We start from the raw sequence: 15,322 nt of genomic DNA, 5'->3' as shown, positions 1-15,322 counted from the left end.
CAGCATGACCACCAAGTCCACCCTGCAGTCCGTGCCTGCCCTGGGGACGCACCCGGCCTCCGGCTCGAACCCGAGCCGAGCCGAGACCAGGGAGCAGCTCTCCAAGGCGTCGTACGACCTTCTCGTGATCGGCGGCGGCATCCTGGGCATCTCCACCGCCTGGCACGCCGCGCAGTCCGGCCTCAGGGTGGCTCTGGTGGACGCCGGCGACTTCGCCGGTGCCACGTCCTCCGCCTCCTCCAAGCTCCTCCACGGCGGTCTGCGCTACCTGCAGACCGGCGCGGTGAAGCTGGTGGCGGAGAACCACTTCGAGCGCCGTGCGGTCTCCCGCCAGGTGGCTCCCCACCTGGCGAACCCGCTCACGTTCTACCTCCCCGTGTACAAGGGCGGGCCGCACGGCGCGGCGAAGCTCGGCGCGGGCGTCTTCGCCTACTCCGCGCTCTCCGCGTTCGGTGACGGCGTCGGCCACCTGCTCTCGCCGGCCAAGGCCGCGCAGGACGTGCCCGAGCTGCGCACCGAGAACCTCAAGGCCGTGGCCGTCTACGGCGACGACCAGATGAACGACGCCCGCATGGCGCTGATGACGGTGCGCGGGGCCGTCGAGGCGGGCGCGGTCGTCCTCAACCACGCCGAGGTCACGGGCCTGCGCTTCACCCAGGGCCGCGTCACCGGCGCCGAGCTCAGGGACCGCCTGTCCGGCGACGAGTTCGGCGTCGGCGCCCGGCTGGTGCTGAACGCGACCGGCCCGTGGGTCGACCACCTGCGGAGGATGGAGGACCCGAACGCGGCGCCGTCCATCCGACTGTCGAAGGGCGCGCACCTGGTCCTCAAGCGCACCTCCCCCTGGAAGGCCGCGCTCGCCACCCCGATCGACAAGTACCGCATCACCTTCGCCCTCCCCTGGGAGGACATGCTGCTGCTCGGCACCACCGACGAGGAGTTCGAGGGCGACCCGGCGGACGTGTCGGTCACCGAGCAGGACATATCGCAGATCCTCGACGAGGCCGCCTTCTCGGTGCGCGACCAGCAGCTCAGCCGCGACCTCATCACGTACTCCTTCGCGGGTCTGCGCGTGCTGCCGGGCGGCCCCGGCGACACTGCCAAGGCCAAGCGCGAAACGGTGGTGACCGAGGGCCGGGGCGGCATGCTGTCCGTCGCGGGCGGCAAGTGGACCACCTTCCGCCACATCGGCCGGACGATCATGAAGAAGCTGGAGGCGCTGCCGGGGCACCCGCTGGGCGACGACTTCGAGCCGATCAGCGCGCTGCCGAAGAAGCTGCCGCTGCCCGGCATCGCCAACCCCCGCGCGGTCGCCCACCGGCTGCTCACGGACCGGCCGGCGCCGGGCCCGCGCATGGCGGCCGACACGGCCAGGCACCTGGCCACGCACTACGGCTCGCTGGCCTTCGACATCGCCCGCCTGGCCAACGAGAGCCCCGAGCTCGCCGAGCGCGTCCACCCCGACGCCCCGGAGATCTGGGCGCAGGTCGTCTGGGCCCGGGACCACGAGTGGGCCGAGACGCAGGACGACGTGCTGCGCCGCCGTACGACGCTGACGATCCGGGGTCTCGCCACGGACGACGTCCGCGCCAAGGTGCAGGACCTGCTCGACAAGAAGTAGGCACGGTCCGGGGGACCTCGTGCCGGAAGGGGCGGCTCCACGCCGACGGAGCCGCCCCTTCCGCGTTCCCGACCCCCCATAATGACCTGATACGTCGGAGGTCTTGGGCGACAGGGAGGCCGGCCATGGCAGTGACGGACGAGGCGATCGAGAAGATCAAGGAAATGATCGTCTCCGGCGGGCTGCGTCCGGGCGACCGGCTGCCCAAGGAGAGCGAACTGGCCGCCGGCCTCGGGCTGTCCCGCAACTCCCTGCGGGAGGCCGTGCGTGCCCTGTCGCTGATGCGGATCCTGGACGTCCGGCAGGGCGACGGCACCTACGTCACCAGCCTCGCCCCGCAACTCCTGCTGGAGGCGCTGAGCTTCGTCGTCGACTTCCACCGCGACGACACGGTCCTGGAGTTCCTGGCCGTACGCCGCATCCTGGAGCCGGCCGCGACCGCCATGGCCGCCGTGCGAATCAGCGAGCAGCAGTTGGACGCGCTGACGGCCCAGTTGGACAAGCTCGGCGAGGCCCCGTCCGTGGAGGATCTCGTCGCCTGCGACCTGGAGTTCCACCGGGGCATCGTGCACAGCTCGGGCAACTCCGTGCTCTGTTCGCTGCTCGACGGGCTGTCGGGCCCCACCACCCGGGCCCGGATCTGGCGCGGCCTCACCCAGGAGGACGCCGTCGCCCGCACCCTGCGCGAGCACCGGGCGATCCTCGCCGCGCTGCGCGACCGGGACGCCGAGGCGGCGCGCTCGTGGGCGACCGTGCACATCGCGAGCGTGGAGCAGTGGCTGCGCTCCACGCTGTGACCGGCGCCCCGCGCACCGCTCGGAAGGGTCCGGGGTGTTCGGGGGCGGATCGCGGGGCAGTGATGGGGCACTCCCCCTGCAAGGGGGCTGCGGGCGCCCCCGCGGCACGCCGTAAGGTTGGGTGGTCAAGCGAGGGCACGTCGGAAGGAGGCGCTGGGTGATCGAGCTCGAGGGGGTTCCCGAGCTGGTCGACCCGGTCATGGTGGCCGCGTTCGAGGGCTGGAACGATGCCGGCGACGCCGCCTCCACCGCGGTCGCGCATCTGGACAGGGAATGGAAGGGCGAGGTGTTCGCGGCGCTGGACGCCGAGGACTACTACGACTTCCAGGTGAACCGCCCCACGGTGTTCATGGAGGCGGGCGTCCGGAAGATCACCTGGCCCACGACGAGGCTGTCGGTGGTCCGCGTCGGCGGTGAGAAGCCGCGCGACCTCGTCCTCGTCCGGGGCATCGAACCGTCCATGCGGTGGCGTTCGTTCTGCAACGAACTGCTCGGCTTCGCGCACGAACTGGGGGTGGAGCTGGTGGTCGTCCTGGGGGCCCTGCTGGGCGACACCCCGCACACCCGCCCGGTTCCGATCAGCGGGACGACGTCCGACCCGGACCTGGCCCGCCGCATGGACCTGGAGGAGACCAAGTACGAGGGCCCCACGGGCATCGTCGGTGTCCTCCAGGAGGCCTGCACGCACGCGGGCGTCCCGGCCGTCTCGCTCTGGGCGGCCGTTCCGCACTACGTGTCGCAACCGCCGAACCCGAAGGCCACGCTGGCCCTGCTGAACCGCCTGGAGGACCTGATCGACGTGCGCATCCCGCTGGGCGAGCTGCCCGAGGACGCGCGCGCCTGGCAGGTCGGAGTGGACCAGCTGGCCGCCGAGGACAGCGAGGTCGCCGAGTACGTCCAGTCGCTGGAGGAGGCCCGGGACACCGCCGAGCTGCCGGAGGCGTCGGGCGAGGCGATCGCCCGGGAGTTCGAGCGCTACCTGCGGCGCCGCGACGGCGGCGGACCGCCCGCCACCGGCGGTCACGCCACGGCGGACGGCAGCGACAGCACCTCGTACCTGCGGGACAACCCGGGCGGCCGCACCCGCCCGCCGAAGCCGTCGAAGCCGGGCACGGACGACGACGAGTCGTCGGACGACTGAGGGCACCGCACGAACGCTGAAGGGGCGTCTCCCGGCCGGGAGACGCCCCTTTGCTCGTTCTGTCCGCCGGCCGGCTAGAGCGCCACGCCCAGCAGCGCGTCCACGGCTCGGGAGACCACCCCGGGCGCACCGATGTCCGTGCCGCCGCTCTGCTCCTGGAGCGCGACCCAGCGGTCGACCGCGGTGAGCGCGGCCGGGGCGTCCAGATCGTCGGCGAGGGCCTCGCGGATCTCCTCGACGAGCGCCTCCGCCGGCGGCCCGTCGGGCCGGGACACGGCGGCCCGCCAGCGGCCGAGCCGTGCGACGGCGTCCTGGAGGACCTGGTCGGTCCACTCCCAGTCGGCGCGGTAGTGGTGGGCGAGCAGCGCGAGCCGGATGGCGGCCGGGTCGACACCGTCGTGCCGCAGCCTGGAGACGAAGACCAGGTTGCCCTTGGACTTGGACATCTTCTCGCCGTCGAGGGCGACCATGCCGGCGTGCACGTACGCCTTGGCCATGGGGAACTCGCCGGTCAGGGCCTGGGCGTGCGAGGCGCCCATCTCGTGGTGCGGGAAGGCGAGGTCGGAGCCGCCGCCCTGGATGTCGAAGCCCATGCCGAGGTGGTCCAGGGCGATGGCCACGCACTCGATGTGCCAGCCGGGCCGGCCTCGTCCGAGCGATCCGCCGTCCCAGCTGGGCTCGCCCTCGCGGGCCGCCATCCACAGCATCGGGTCGAGCGGGTTCTTCTTGCCCGGGCGGTCCGGGTCGCCGCCGCGCTCGGCGGACAGCAGCCGCATCGCCGCGGCGTCGAGGTTGGAGACCTTGCCGAAGTGCGGGTCGGACTCGACGGAGAAGTAGACGTCACCGTCGAGTTCATAGGCGGCGCCGGCGTCCCGGAGCCGCTCGACGAGCGGGACGATCCCGGGTATGGCCTCGACGGCGCCTATGTACTGCCGCGGCGGCAGCATCCGCAGGGCCGTCATGTCCTCGCGGAAAAGGGCCGTCTCCTTCTCGGCGAGCGCGGCCCAGTCGATGCCGTCGCGCTGCGCCCGCTCCAGGAGGGGGTCGTCGACGTCGGTGACGTTCTGGACGTAGTGAACCTGCCGCTTGGTGTCGAGCCACACGCGCTGCACGAGGTCGAACGCGTTGTAGGTCGCCGCGTGTCCCAGGTGAGTGGCGTCGTACGGGGTGATGCCGCAGACGTAGATACGGGCGACGGGACCGGGGTCGAGGGTGACGAGGCCGCCGGTCGCGGTGTCGTGGATCCTCAGGTCGCGGCCCTGACCAGGCAGGGCGGGGACCTCGGAAGCGGGCCAGGCATGCATGCCATGAGCCTAACCGGACTGGAGTTCCAGATACGAACGGGAGCGGGCCACACGGCCGAGAAGGCGCTCTTGCGGCGACCCGGCGACTGTGCTGCTACACGGGTGGCCAGGGAATCGCCGGCCACTCGCCGCTCGGTTCCGGGTGGGTCCCCGAGGCGAGCAGCGCGCCGACCCGCGCGCGGGTGGCGTCGATCTCGGCGCGGGTGATCAGCGGTTCGAGCCGCGCGGCCAGCGCCCCGCCCTCCGCCAGGCCCTTCCGGAGGCCTTCGAGGACCTCGACGGCCTCCTGGGGCAGGGGCTCTCCCGCCCAGCCCCACAGCAGGGTCCGCAGCTTGTTCTCGGCGTTGAACGTGACCCCGTGGTCGATCCCGTACAACCGTCCCTCATCGGTGGGCAGCAGGTGGCCGCCCTTGCGGTCGGCGTTGTTGATCACGGCGTCGAGCACGGCGAGCCGCCGCAGCCGCTCGTCGTCGGCGTGCACGAGCAGCGCGGTGCGTCCCTCGCCGACCTCGGCGAAGCCGATCGCCCTCCAGCCCGGCTCCGGTTCCTCGCCGTCGACCAGGGCGAGCAGTTCCGCCTCGGGCGTCACCTCGACCCACAGCTGGCACATGCCCTCTCCGTAGGGCCCGTCGCGCAGCACGGTGGGCGGCACCAGGCCCCAGCCCGTCGCCTCGGAGACCTCGTACGCGGCGACCTCACGCTGGGCCAGCGTCCCGTCGGGGAAGTCCCACAGGGGCCTCTCCCCCGCGACCGGCTTGTAGATGCAGGCCGCGTCCCGGCCGTCGGAGGACACCGTGCAGTACAGGGCCGCGTTGGAGGCCTCCCGGATGCGTCCGCGGACGGTCAGTTCGCCCCGGGCGAGCAGCTCGGCGGCGTCTGGCGGCGGCGTCACACTCCGCGGCGGTATCCGTTCTGGCGCGGACATACGTGTCCTTCCGGGTCGAGCGGGAGGCTGCACAGCGGGCACGGCGGCCGCCCGGCGTTGACGACGTCGAGGGCGCGCTTGGCAAAGGCCCTGGCCTGCGCGCCGGTGAGCCGGACCCGCAGCATCGGGGGCCCGTTCTCCTCGTCCTGGAGCAGCCGCTCCTCGGCCTCGGCGAGGTCCTCCTCGGTCTCCGCGTCGAGCTCCACGAGTGCCTGCGCCTCGACGATCATGAGCTGCTCGTCGCCGTCCCAGGCGAGCGCCATGGTGCCGACCCGGAACTCCTCCTCGATGGGGGTGTCCAGCGGGGCGGTGTCGGTGTCCGAGGGTGCGACGGCGGGGACGTGGGCGCTGCCACCGCTACGGCGTACGACCTCGTCGAGCAGTTCGTCCATGCGTTCGGCGAGCGCGGCGACCTGGGTCTTCTCCAGGGCCACGCTGGTCACGCGGGAGCCGGCGGAGGCCTGGAGGAAGAACGAACGGCGCCCGGGCAGTCCGACCGTGCCGGCCACGAAACGCTCCGGATGGTCGTAGAGGAACACCTGACGGGACACGTCCTGTCTCCATTGGGATCGTGGGAAACGTATGAGCACGGCACTGCTGCGACCGCTTCACCCTACTGCTGCGAACGATCACGGTGCGCCCGCACCACCCCCGACTTCGGCCTCGCCGCCCGGTGGTTCCTCGCGCGGCGCCAGGGACGTGAAGTCTCCGGTGTCACCGAGCCGGACGAGAAACGGCCGCAGTCGTGTGTAACGGATCGCGGTGATGGAACACGGTTCGACGGAAATGCGTTGGAAGAGGTCCAGATGCAGTCCGAGTGCGTCGGCGACGAGCGACTTGATGATGTCGCCGTGCGAACAGACGAGGTAGACGGCGTCGGCGCCATGGTCGCGCTCCACGCGCGCGTTCCACTCGCGGACGGCCTCGGCCGCGCGCGTCTGCATGGCCCGCATGGACTCGCCACCGGGGAACGCCGCCGCGGAGGGGTGCGCCTGCACCACCTCCATCAGGGGTTCGTCCTTGAGTTCGGCGAGCTTGCGTCCGGACCAGTCGCCGTAGTGGCACTCGCCGATGCGCTCGTCGGTGTGCGGGCTCAGGTCCGGCCGGGCGTCGAGCAGCGGCCGGATCGTTTCCTGGCAGCGCTGGAGCGGGCTGGTGACGATTTCGGCGAGGGGCAGTCCGGCCAGCCGCCCGGGAAGCGCGGCGGCCTGCGCGGCGCCGCGCTCGTCGAGGGCGACACCGGGCGTCCAGCCGGCGAGCAGTCCCTCGGTGTTGGCGGTGGAGCGTCCGTGCCTGACCAGGATCAGCGTGGGCATGCGGTCCAGCGTAGGCGCACGCGCGCGTGCGGTGTCGTTCGAGTGACAGGAGACTCGCTTCGTGATCGTCGACTGTGCCATCTACCGCGACGGACAGCGGACGGAAGGGCCCGAAGACCTCTCCGACGCCCTGGGTGAGGCCCGCACGGCGGGCGGATTCGTGTGGATCGGGCTGCACGAGCCGACGGAGGGCGAATTCGACCATGTGACCCGGGAGTTCGGGCTGCACCCGCTGGCCGTCGAGGACGCCCTCAAGGCCCACCAGCGGCCCAAGCTGGAGGTGTACGACGACTCGCTCTTCGTGGTGCTCAAGCCGGTGGCGTACGAGCCGCAGAGCGACACCGTCTCCTCCGGCGAGATCATGATCTTCCTGGGCGACTCGTTCGTGGTGACCGTCCGGCACGGCGAGGGCTCCCCGCTCAAGGCCGTGCGCCGGCGGCTGGAGCAGGAGCAGGAGCTGCTCGTCAAGGGCCCCACGGCCGTGCTCTACGCGGTCGCCGACGCCACCGTCGACCACTACCTGGAGGTGGCGACCGAGTTGCAGACCGACCTTGAGGGCCTGGAGGCGGAGGTGTTCTCGCCGGACGCCGGGGGCACGCGGAACACGGCGTCCCGGATCTACGGCTTCAAGCGGCAGGTCCTGGAGTTCCGCCGGGCGACCGGGCCGCTGGCCCCGCCGATGAGCCGGCTGGCGGGCACGGCGTCGACCGGCGTGGCCGTGCCGTTCGTGGACGACCGGGCCCGGCCGTTCTTCCGCGACGTCAACGACCACCTGACGCGCGTCAACGACTCCGTGGAGAACCTGGACCGGCTGGTGTCGGACATCCTCTCGGCGCACCTGGCGCAGATGAGCGTCCGGCAGAACGACGACATGCGGAAGATCTCCGCGTGGGCGGCCATGGCCGCGATCCCCACGATGGTGGCGGGGATCTACGGCATGAACTTCGATCACATGCCCGAGCTGCGCTGGGTCTGGTCGTATCCGGCCCTGCTCGTCGTGATGGCCGCCCTGGAGGTGATGATCTTCCGGCTTTTCAAGCGCCGCGGGTGGCTGTAACCGGAAGGCCGGCTCAGGCGAACTCCGGTTCCGGGGTCGCGGGGCCGCCGAGGGCGTTACGGCGCTCGGGTGTCTCCAGCGACACCATGCGGCGCCAGCCGCCCAGGCGTTCGTACGCGTACACGGCGTGGATGCCCGCCGCGAGCACGGCAGACTTGGCCCTGGACCAGCCGAGGATGCGGCCCATGTGCGCCATGACGGCGAGGCTGACGTCCCGGTGGATCCGGATCTCGGCGAGCGCGCACTCGCGCAGGGTGCGCTGGATGGCCCGGCCGTGGCCCGCGTAGGCGAAGCGCAGCAGTTCCTCGTGGCAGTAGGCGAGGTGGTTGTCCTCGTCGTGGGAGATCTGCTTGACCGCGCGGCCGATGCCGGGGTGGTCGGCGAAGTGCTTGCGGAGCAGGTCCATCTGCTCGGAGGCCCGCTGCTCGGTGACCCTGCTGTGCGCGAGGTAGGTGACGATGTCCTGGATCGTGAGCCGCTCGTCGCGCTTCAGCCGGTCGTGCGCGAGGCCGATGCCGTTCTTCTCCAGGAGCATGGTGTAGTCGGTCTCCGGCGGGACCGGGACGGGGTCGAGGCCGCGCTTGTTCATCAGGGCGCTGAAGATCCGGCCGTGCTTGTCCTCGTCGGCGCCGTGCCGGCTGATCTTGGGGGCGAGCGCACGCTCGGCCTCCGGCACGAGCGCGGCGATACGGGCGTTCTCCCAGCCGCCCTGGGACTCACCGCTCGCGGCGATGGAGCAGAACAGGGCGAAGGACTCGTCGTTGTCGAGGATCTCCTGGAACAGACTCTTGGCCGAAAGCATCGTGGGCACCTCTCCCGCGCGCGTGGGCGAACTGCGGCATTCCGCAGGTTTCCGCGAAGAACGAGTCAAGTGCGGGGTGGAGAGTGCCGCAACAGGGGTGAGGGATGACTGGGCCGAATGGCGGACACGGGGGCGGGAGTGCCGAGCCGGGCGGGGCGCCGTAACCGGCGGCGGCCCCGCGCGTTGTTCCGCGTGACGGCCGTGGCGGGGAAGACCCCCAAGCCCCCACCACGGCCGCGGAAAACTTCTAGGCGAGCCCGGCGCGCTCCAGCGCCTCGGTGCCGGCCCTCAGGGACGCGAGCCGCTCGTCGAGCGTGAAGCCCGCCGGCGCGAGGGACAGTGTGGTGACCCCGGCCGCGGCGTATGCCTTCATCCGGTCCGCAATGCGGTCCACGGAACCGAGCAGAGTCGTCTTGTCGATCAGGTCGTGCGGCACGGCGGCCGCGGCGCCCTGCTTGTCGCCGGAGAGGTACTTGCTCTGGATCTCGGCGGCTTCCCGCTCGTAGCCCATGCGCTGGGCGAGCTGGTTGTAGAAGTTCTGCTTGGGGCTGCCCATGCCCCCGACGTACAGCGCGGTGTACGGGCGGAAGGTGTCGGCGAGCGCGGCCACGTCCTTGTCGTCGCCGACGGCGAGCGGCAGGGTCGGGCAGACGTCGAACCCGTCGAGGGTCTTGCCGGCCTTCTCACGCCCGGCGCGCAGATACGAGATCGTCGTGTCCTCGAGGTGCTCGGCGGCCGGGAAGATCAGCAGGGCGCCGTCGGCGATCTCGCCGGTCTGCTCCAGGTTCTTGGGGCCGATCGCGGCGATGTACAGGGGGATGTGCTCGCGCTGCGGGTGCACGGTCAGCTTGATCGGCTTGCCGGGGCCGCCGGGCAGGGGCAGGGTCCAGTGCTGTCCCTCGTAGGACAGGCGCTCGCGGGTCATGGCCTTGCGGACGATCTCGACATACTCGCGGGTGCGGGCCAGCGGCTTGTCGAACTTGACGCCGTACCAGCCCTCGGAGACCTGCGGGCCGGAGACGCCGAGGCCGAGACGGAAGCGGCCGCCGGAGAGGGAGTCGAGGGTGGCGGCGGTCATGGCGGTCATCGCGGGCTGGCGGGCCGGGATCTGGAAGATGGCGGAGCCGACGTCGATGCGCTCGGTCTGGGCGGCGACCCAGCTCAGTACGGTGGCGGCGTCGGATCCGTAGGCCTCGGCGGCCCAGCAGACGGCGTAGCCGAGCCGGTCGGCCTCCTGGGCGACGGCCAGGTTGTCCGCGTCCATTCCGGCACCCCAGTAGCCGAGGTTGATACCGAGCTGCATGCCGCATCCCCTTACTGATCAGTAACGTGCCTTGTGCGGGCACCTTAGCGCGGGGACGGGGGCGAGGTACACGGCCGCAGCCCCTCAGTCGTTTAGATGAGTGAACAGGAATCATGGACGCGACCATTGACGCGCTCACAGCAAGTTCGTACGTTCACTGGAAAGCGCTTTCCGTCACCACCGTCCGAAGACGAACGGAGAGGCAAGGATGAAGCGAACACTGCCCCTGAGGCTCCACGCCACGCTGGCCACGATGGCCCTCGCCGCAGCGGCCGGCACTCTCGTGTCGATGCCCGAGGCGTCGGCGGCGACCGGCAACGCCACCGGCTACGCGGCCCAGAACGGCGGAACCACCGGCGGCGCCGGAGGTCAGACAGTCCGGGCGACGACCGGGACGGCGATCCACCAGGCCCTGTGCGGCCGGGCGAGCACCAGCACCCCCATCACCATCGAGGTGACCGGGATCATCAACCACGGCAACACCAAGAAGGTCTCCGGCGCCGGCTGCGACACCGCCGACGGTGTGATCGAGCTCAAGAAGGTCAGCAACGTGACCGTCGTCGGGGTCGGCACCGGCGCCGTCTTCGATCAACTGGGCATCCACATCCGCGAATCGAAGAACATCATCGTCCAGAACGTGACTGTCCGGAACGTCAAGAAGTCCGGCTCTCCCACGTCCAACGGCGGGGACGCCATCGGCATCGAGCGCAACGTCCGCAATGTGTGGATCGATCACACCACCCTGGAGGCGTCGGGCGGTGAGTCGGAGGGCTTCGACGGTCTGTTCGACCTCAAGGACAACACCCAGTACGTGACCCTGTCCTACAGCGTCCTGCGCAACTCCGGCCGCGGGGGCCTCGTCGGCAACAGCGAGAGCGACCGGTCGAACGGCTACATCACCTACCACCACAACCGGTACGAGAACATCGACTCCCGGGCCCCGTTGCTGCGCGGCGGCATCGCGCACATCTACAACAACCACTATGTGCGCCTCAACGAATCCGGCATCAACTCCCGGGCCGGCGCCCGCGCCAAGGTGGACAACAACTACTTCGAGGACTCCAAGGACGTCCTGGGCACCTTCTACACCGACGAGGCCGGCTACTGGCAGGTCGGGGGCAACATCTTCGACAACGTGACCTGGTCCGCTCCCGGCAGCGAGAACCACCCGGCCGGACCCGACCCGAAGTCGAACACCACCGTCGGCATCCCGTACGCGTTCCGTGCGGACGCCGCCGGTTGCGTGCCGGCCGTCGTGAGCCGAACGGCGGGCGCGAACAAGGGCCTTCAGGTGTCGGACGGCGCGTGCTAGACCAGGACACCCGGCGTCGTCGGATCCGGGGACCTCACGGTCCCGCTCCTGGAAATCGGTGGTCCACAGCCACCCACACCGTAGGTTCTGGCCAGTAATCTCGGCGTTCATGGAGCAGAGGCAACTCGGCCGCACCGGCCTTCGTGTGTCCCGGATCGGGCTCGGCACCCTGACCTGGGGGCGGGACACCGACGAGCACGACGCCGCGGACCTCATGAAGACGTTCTGGGAAGCGGGCGGGACCCTCGTCGACACCGCGGACGTGTACGGCGACGGTGAGGCCGAGTACCTGCTCGGAAAGCTCATCGACGGCCTGGTGCCCCGCCGCGACCTCGTCATCTCGACCAAGGCGGGCAGCGTTCCCGACCCCGACCGCCGCTTCGACGGGTCGCGCGGCCATCTGCTCTCCGCGCTGGACGGCTCGCTCGCCCGGCTCGGCACCGACCATGTCGACCTGTGGCACGTCCACGCGTACGACCCGGACACGCCGCTGGAGGAGACCCTCCAGGCTCTCGACCTCGCGGTCTCCAGCGGGCGGGCCCGCTACGGCGCCGTCTCCAACTTCTGCGGCTGGCAGCTGGCCAAGGCCGCGACCTGGCAGCTCTCTTCTCCCGGAAGGACCCGCCTCGCCGGTACGCAGCTGGAGTACTCCCTGCTCCAGCGCGGTGTGGAGCGCGAGGTGCTGCCGGCCGCGCTGGACCTGGGCATAGGCCTGCTGCCGTCCTCGCCGCTCGGGCGCGGGGTGCTGACGGGCAAGTACCGGGGCGACTCGATGCCGCCGGACTCGCGCGGCGCATCGGAACATCTCGCGCCGTTCGTCGCGCCGTACCTCGACGACACGGCGAGCCGCATCGTGGACGCCGTGACCACCGCGGCCGACGGGCTGGCGGTGACGCCGCTCCAGGTGGCCCTGGCGTGGGTCCGCGACCGGCCGGGGGTGGCCGCGCCGATCGTCGGCGCGCGCAACGCGCAGCAGCTCACGGCGGCGTTGTCAGTGGAGACCCTTAGTCTTCCTGACGAGATCTGCCGGGCGCTCGACGATGTGTCGGCGCCCGTGCACCGCTATCCCGATCACGACTGGAGCACGCTGTGAGCACGGAGCCCGAGACCACGGAGGACACCGAGCCGGGGACACCGGGCGCCGAGAGCACACCGGCCGGAGCTGCCGAGACCGACCGGGGTGAGGGCGGCGCCGGGCAGAGGGCCGGCACCGGGAGTTCCGAAGCGGGCGCCGGGCAGCAGTCCGACACCGAGGACTCGAGGGCCGCAGACGGGCAGGAGCCCGCCACCGAGGGCGCGAGGGCCGCAGACGGGCAGGAGTCCGCCGCCGAGGACGCCGAAGCAGGCGCAGGGCACCAGCCCGACACCGAGGACGCAGGGGCCGCAGACGGACAGGAGCCCGCCACCGAAGACGCCGAAACAGGCGCAGGGCAGCAGTCCGCCACCGAGGACGCGAGGGCCGCAGACGGACAGGAGCCCGCCACCGAAGACGCCGAAGCCGCAGACGGGCAGGAGTCCCAGATCGAGGGCGCCGAAGCAGGCGCCGGGCAGATGTCCGAGGCCGAGGCCGAGTTGCGAGCGCAGCAGGCCGAGCGGGAGCGCATCGAACAGCGCAAGGCCGAGAAGAAGACGCCCATCGAGGCCGGCACCAAACTGAGCGGCAAGGCCGCCGACCTGCTCGCGGCCGTACGGGCCGTCGAGAGCGGCGAGAAGCCGGCTGCCACCGTGTTCGAAGAGCCCCGGCCCGCTCCCCGCCGCTCCGCCCCCGAGCCGGAACGGCGGCCTCAGCCGGTGGTGTCCGAGCCCGCCGCCGCCTCGGTGGCTCCCGCGCCGGAGGCGGTCCGGTCCGTGCAGCGGGTGCTCGGCGAGGGCGGGGCACCCGAGGCGCTCGCGCCGCAGCTCGCCGCCGCACTCGGTGAGGGAGCGGACGAACGGCTGCGCGCCGACCCCTGGCAGTTGCTGCGGATCCCCGGCCTGCGCCCCGAGCAGGCCGACGGTTTCGCGCGGGCCCTGCTCGGAGCCGAGTGCGGCCCGGACGACGAGCGGCGGGGCCGGGCCCTCACCGGCTGGCTCCTGGAGCAGGCGGCGCTGGCCGGGCACACCGCCCTGGAGATGTCGGCGCTCCTCGCCGCCCTGGCCCAGCGGGGTGTCCAGGAGCCCGACAGTGCCGTGCAGGACGCGATCGCGGAGGGCGAGGCCCTGGTCTTCCAGGACGCGCTGGAGGAGAAGGCCGCCACCCCGGCCCGGAGCGACGAGGAGGGCGCGGCGGAGGACGAGGAGCGCCCGGTCCGTGTCCTGGTCGGACTGGAGCGGTACGCGCTGGCGGAGGAGAGCCTGGCCGACGGCCTGGCCCGGCTGGTCAACTCGGTGCCCAAGCAGGACGGTTCGGCCGAGGATTGGGAGCGGGCCGCCGCCGCGGCCCAGGGGTCGACGGCGGAGCTGATCCGCGCGGTCGCCGGTCAGGGCCTGGTGCTGCACACCGGCGGCGAGGCGTCTCTGGCCGAGCCCGCGGCGCTGCTGGACACCGCGCGGTCCCTCGGGCTGCGGGCCTGGGCGGCCGCGCACGGCCCGATCGGCCGCAACCGTTTCGCGGCCCTGCTGCGCCGGTCCGGCCAGGCGGCGGACGGCCCCGAGCGGGCGGACGAGACACCCGCCGCTTCCCCCGTGGCCACCGTCGCCGGACTGCTCTCCGGCCTCGAAGGGCCCGGCCGGGACGCGGACGGGACCCTCGATCTCGATCTGCTCGTCGTGCTCGACGCGCCGCAGCTGGATGTCGAGGCGGCGGCTCTGCTGACGGAGTCGCTGCCGGACGGGGCGCGTCTGGTGCTGGCCGGGGATCCGGCGGTGCTGTGGTCCGTCGGACCGGGCCGCGTGTTCGCGGATCTGCTCGCGGCGCGGATCTGCCCCCAGGTGGCCTCGCGGCGGCCGGATGCGGGGCCGCTGGGCGAGCTGGTGTCCGGTATCGGCATCGGTGAGCTGAACCAGGTGGAGGCCCCGGGCAAGGAGGTCGTGATCGTGCCGGTGCGGGACGCGGGCGAGGCCGTGCACCGGACGGTGCAGCTCGTCGTGGACTCGGTGCCGCGGGCGATCGGCGTACCGGCCGACGAGACCCAGGTGATCACGCCGGGGCACGGCGGAGCGGTCGGGACGCGTGTGCTCAACGCGGCGCTGAAGGAGCGGCTCAACCCCGGCCCGGGCCGCTTCGGCGGCTTCGACCCCGGTGACCGGATCGTCTACTCCCCCGTCCCGGGGCGTGCGCTGCCGGGACGGGTGGTGCAGGCCGATGCCGAGGGCCTGCATCTGTCGTGCGCGGGTGAGGCCGTCGTCGTGGCGAAGGAGCGGGTGGAGCAGACCGTGCGGCACGGGTGGGCGCTGACCGCGCACCAGGCCGTGGGGAGCCGGTGGCCAGCGGTGGTCGTGGTGCTGCCCGGCGACGCGGCGCAGGCGCTCAGCCGGCCCTGGGTGTACACGGCGTTCGGGCGGGCCGACCGGCATCTGTCCGTGGTGCACGGCGTGGAACAGGCGCTCCCCCGGGCCGTGGCCGAGGTTCCGGCGAAGCCGCGGACGACCCGGCTTCCGGTGCTGCTCGCACCGCAGATCAGCGGTACGTGACGGGGTGGTGGGGGGGGGGGGGGGGCCGCCGCGGGCCCCCGCCCCCCCGGGGGGGTGCCCCCCCCCCCCCCCGGGCCCCCCCCCCTCCGCCGACGCTTGTAGCCCCAACAAGGCAAACTCCTACTGCGACTA

The 15,322-nt window shown here is 72.0% G+C and carries 12 protein-coding genes and 1 pseudogene; 7 read left to right on the top strand and 6 right to left on the bottom strand.

The window, feature by feature from the left end; all coding sequences use genetic code 11:
- The first annotated feature begins 4 nt into the window (after window positions 1-4).
- From ACIQHQ_RS25320 to ACIQHQ_RS25310, 3 genes are all read left to right on the top strand, one after another.
- On the top strand, window positions 5-1,621 hold the full coding sequence (locus ACIQHQ_RS25320; RefSeq protein WP_402615393.1) for an FAD-dependent oxidoreductase: 1,617 nt from the start codon (window positions 5-7) through the stop codon (window positions 1,619-1,621).
- Between the two features lie 125 nt (window positions 1,622-1,746).
- A complete protein-coding gene (locus ACIQHQ_RS25315) occupies window positions 1,747-2,418 on the top strand; it encodes a FadR/GntR family transcriptional regulator (protein ID WP_402615391.1) in 672 nt (223 codons plus the stop codon).
- 157 nt (window positions 2,419-2,575) lie between these two features.
- Window positions 2,576-3,559, top strand: coding sequence for a PAC2 family protein (locus ACIQHQ_RS25310; protein WP_402615388.1), 984 nt, complete (start codon window positions 2,576-2,578; stop codon window positions 3,557-3,559).
- A gap of 74 nt (window positions 3,560-3,633) precedes the next feature.
- Here the strand turns inward: ACIQHQ_RS25310 and mshC are convergent, their stop codons facing one another.
- The 4 genes from mshC to ACIQHQ_RS25290 form a co-directional block, all read right to left on the bottom strand.
- Window positions 3,634-4,863, bottom strand: a complete 1,230-nt coding sequence (gene mshC / locus ACIQHQ_RS25305) for a cysteine--1-D-myo-inosityl 2-amino-2-deoxy-alpha-D-glucopyranoside ligase (RefSeq protein WP_390992302.1) — start codon at window positions 4,861-4,863, stop codon at window positions 3,634-3,636.
- A gap of 94 nt (window positions 4,864-4,957) precedes the next feature.
- Window positions 4,958-5,788, bottom strand: coding sequence for an SCO1664 family protein (locus ACIQHQ_RS25300; protein WP_402615385.1), 831 nt, complete (start codon window positions 5,786-5,788; stop codon window positions 4,958-4,960).
- Window positions 5,752-6,339, bottom strand: a complete 588-nt coding sequence (locus tag ACIQHQ_RS25295) for a DUF3090 domain-containing protein (RefSeq protein ID WP_402615382.1) — start codon at window positions 6,337-6,339, stop codon at window positions 5,752-5,754. The genes ACIQHQ_RS25300 and ACIQHQ_RS25295 overlap by 37 nt, the downstream gene beginning before the upstream one ends.
- Window positions 6,340-6,417: 78 nt before the next feature.
- Window positions 6,418-7,104, bottom strand: a complete 687-nt coding sequence (locus ACIQHQ_RS25290) for a histidine phosphatase family protein (RefSeq protein WP_402615379.1) — start codon at window positions 7,102-7,104, stop codon at window positions 6,418-6,420.
- Window positions 7,105-7,165: 61 nt separating this feature from the next.
- Between ACIQHQ_RS25290 and corA the strand changes: the two genes are divergently transcribed.
- Window positions 7,166-8,161 carry a magnesium/cobalt transporter CorA gene (gene corA, locus ACIQHQ_RS25285; protein ID WP_402615376.1) on the top strand — a complete coding sequence of 332 codons (996 nt, stop codon included), beginning with the start codon at window positions 7,166-7,168 and terminating at the stop codon, window positions 8,159-8,161.
- Between the two features lie 13 nt (window positions 8,162-8,174).
- On the opposite strand, the gene ACIQHQ_RS25280 is transcribed toward corA, so the two are convergent.
- The gene (locus ACIQHQ_RS25280) at window positions 8,175-8,963 is read right to left on the bottom strand and encodes a ferritin-like domain-containing protein (RefSeq protein ID WP_402615374.1); all 789 of its coding nucleotides are present in this window, start codon (window positions 8,961-8,963) and stop codon (window positions 8,175-8,177) included.
- A gap of 247 nt (window positions 8,964-9,210) precedes the next feature.
- A complete protein-coding gene (locus ACIQHQ_RS25275; RefSeq protein WP_390992286.1) occupies window positions 9,211-10,266 on the bottom strand; it encodes an LLM class F420-dependent oxidoreductase in 1,056 nt (351 codons plus the stop codon).
- A 208-nt stretch (window positions 10,267-10,474) separates the two neighbouring features.
- On the opposite strand from ACIQHQ_RS25275, the pseudogene ACIQHQ_RS25270 reads away from it, so the two are divergent.
- The 3 genes and pseudogenes from ACIQHQ_RS25270 to ACIQHQ_RS25260 all read left to right on the top strand — a co-directional run.
- Window positions 10,475-11,575, top strand: a pseudogene (locus tag ACIQHQ_RS25270) (polysaccharide lyase family 1 protein); the annotation flags it as partial.
- 112 nt (window positions 11,576-11,687) lie between these two features.
- On the top strand, window positions 11,688-12,671 hold the full coding sequence (locus tag ACIQHQ_RS25265) for an aldo/keto reductase (RefSeq protein WP_402615372.1): 984 nt from the start codon (window positions 11,688-11,690) through the stop codon (window positions 12,669-12,671).
- On the top strand, window positions 12,668-15,190 hold the full coding sequence (locus ACIQHQ_RS25260; RefSeq protein ID WP_402615369.1) for a helix-hairpin-helix domain-containing protein: 2,523 nt from the start codon (window positions 12,668-12,670) through the stop codon (window positions 15,188-15,190). The genes ACIQHQ_RS25265 and ACIQHQ_RS25260 overlap by 4 nt, the downstream gene beginning before the upstream one ends.
- Window positions 15,191-15,322: the final 132 nt, after the last annotated feature.

Origin of the sequence: Streptomyces sp. NPDC092370 (genome assembly GCF_044755265.1) — a bacterium.
Lineage (GTDB): Bacteria > Actinomycetota > Actinomycetes > Streptomycetales > Streptomycetaceae > Streptomyces.
This window is presented reverse-complemented; position numbering and strand designations above follow the sequence as displayed.

Excerpts from the sequence above, each read along its gene's own strand:
- ACIQHQ_RS25320 (WP_402615393.1), top strand. The coding sequence starts at position 5 with ATGACCACCAAGTCCACCCTGCAGTCCGTGCCTGCCCTGGGGACGCAC.
- ACIQHQ_RS25315 (WP_402615391.1), top strand. The coding sequence starts at position 1,747 with ATGGCAGTGACGGACGAGGCGATCGAGAAGATCAAGGAAATGATCGTC.
- mshC (WP_390992302.1), bottom strand. The coding sequence starts at position 4,863 with ATGCATGCCTGGCCCGCTTCCGAGGTCCCCGCCCTGCCTGGTCAGGGC.
- ACIQHQ_RS25300 (WP_402615385.1), bottom strand. The coding sequence starts at position 5,788 with ATGTCCGCGCCAGAACGGATACCGCCGCGGAGTGTGACGCCGCCGCCA.
- ACIQHQ_RS25290 (WP_402615379.1), bottom strand. The coding sequence starts at position 7,104 with ATGCCCACGCTGATCCTGGTCAGGCACGGACGCTCCACCGCCAACACC.
- ACIQHQ_RS25280 (WP_402615374.1), bottom strand. The coding sequence starts at position 8,963 with ATGCTTTCGGCCAAGAGTCTGTTCCAGGAGATCCTCGACAACGACGAG.
- ACIQHQ_RS25275 (WP_390992286.1), bottom strand. The coding sequence starts at position 10,266 with ATGCAGCTCGGTATCAACCTCGGCTACTGGGGTGCCGGAATGGACGCG.
- ACIQHQ_RS25265 (WP_402615372.1), top strand. The coding sequence starts at position 11,688 with ATGGAGCAGAGGCAACTCGGCCGCACCGGCCTTCGTGTGTCCCGGATC.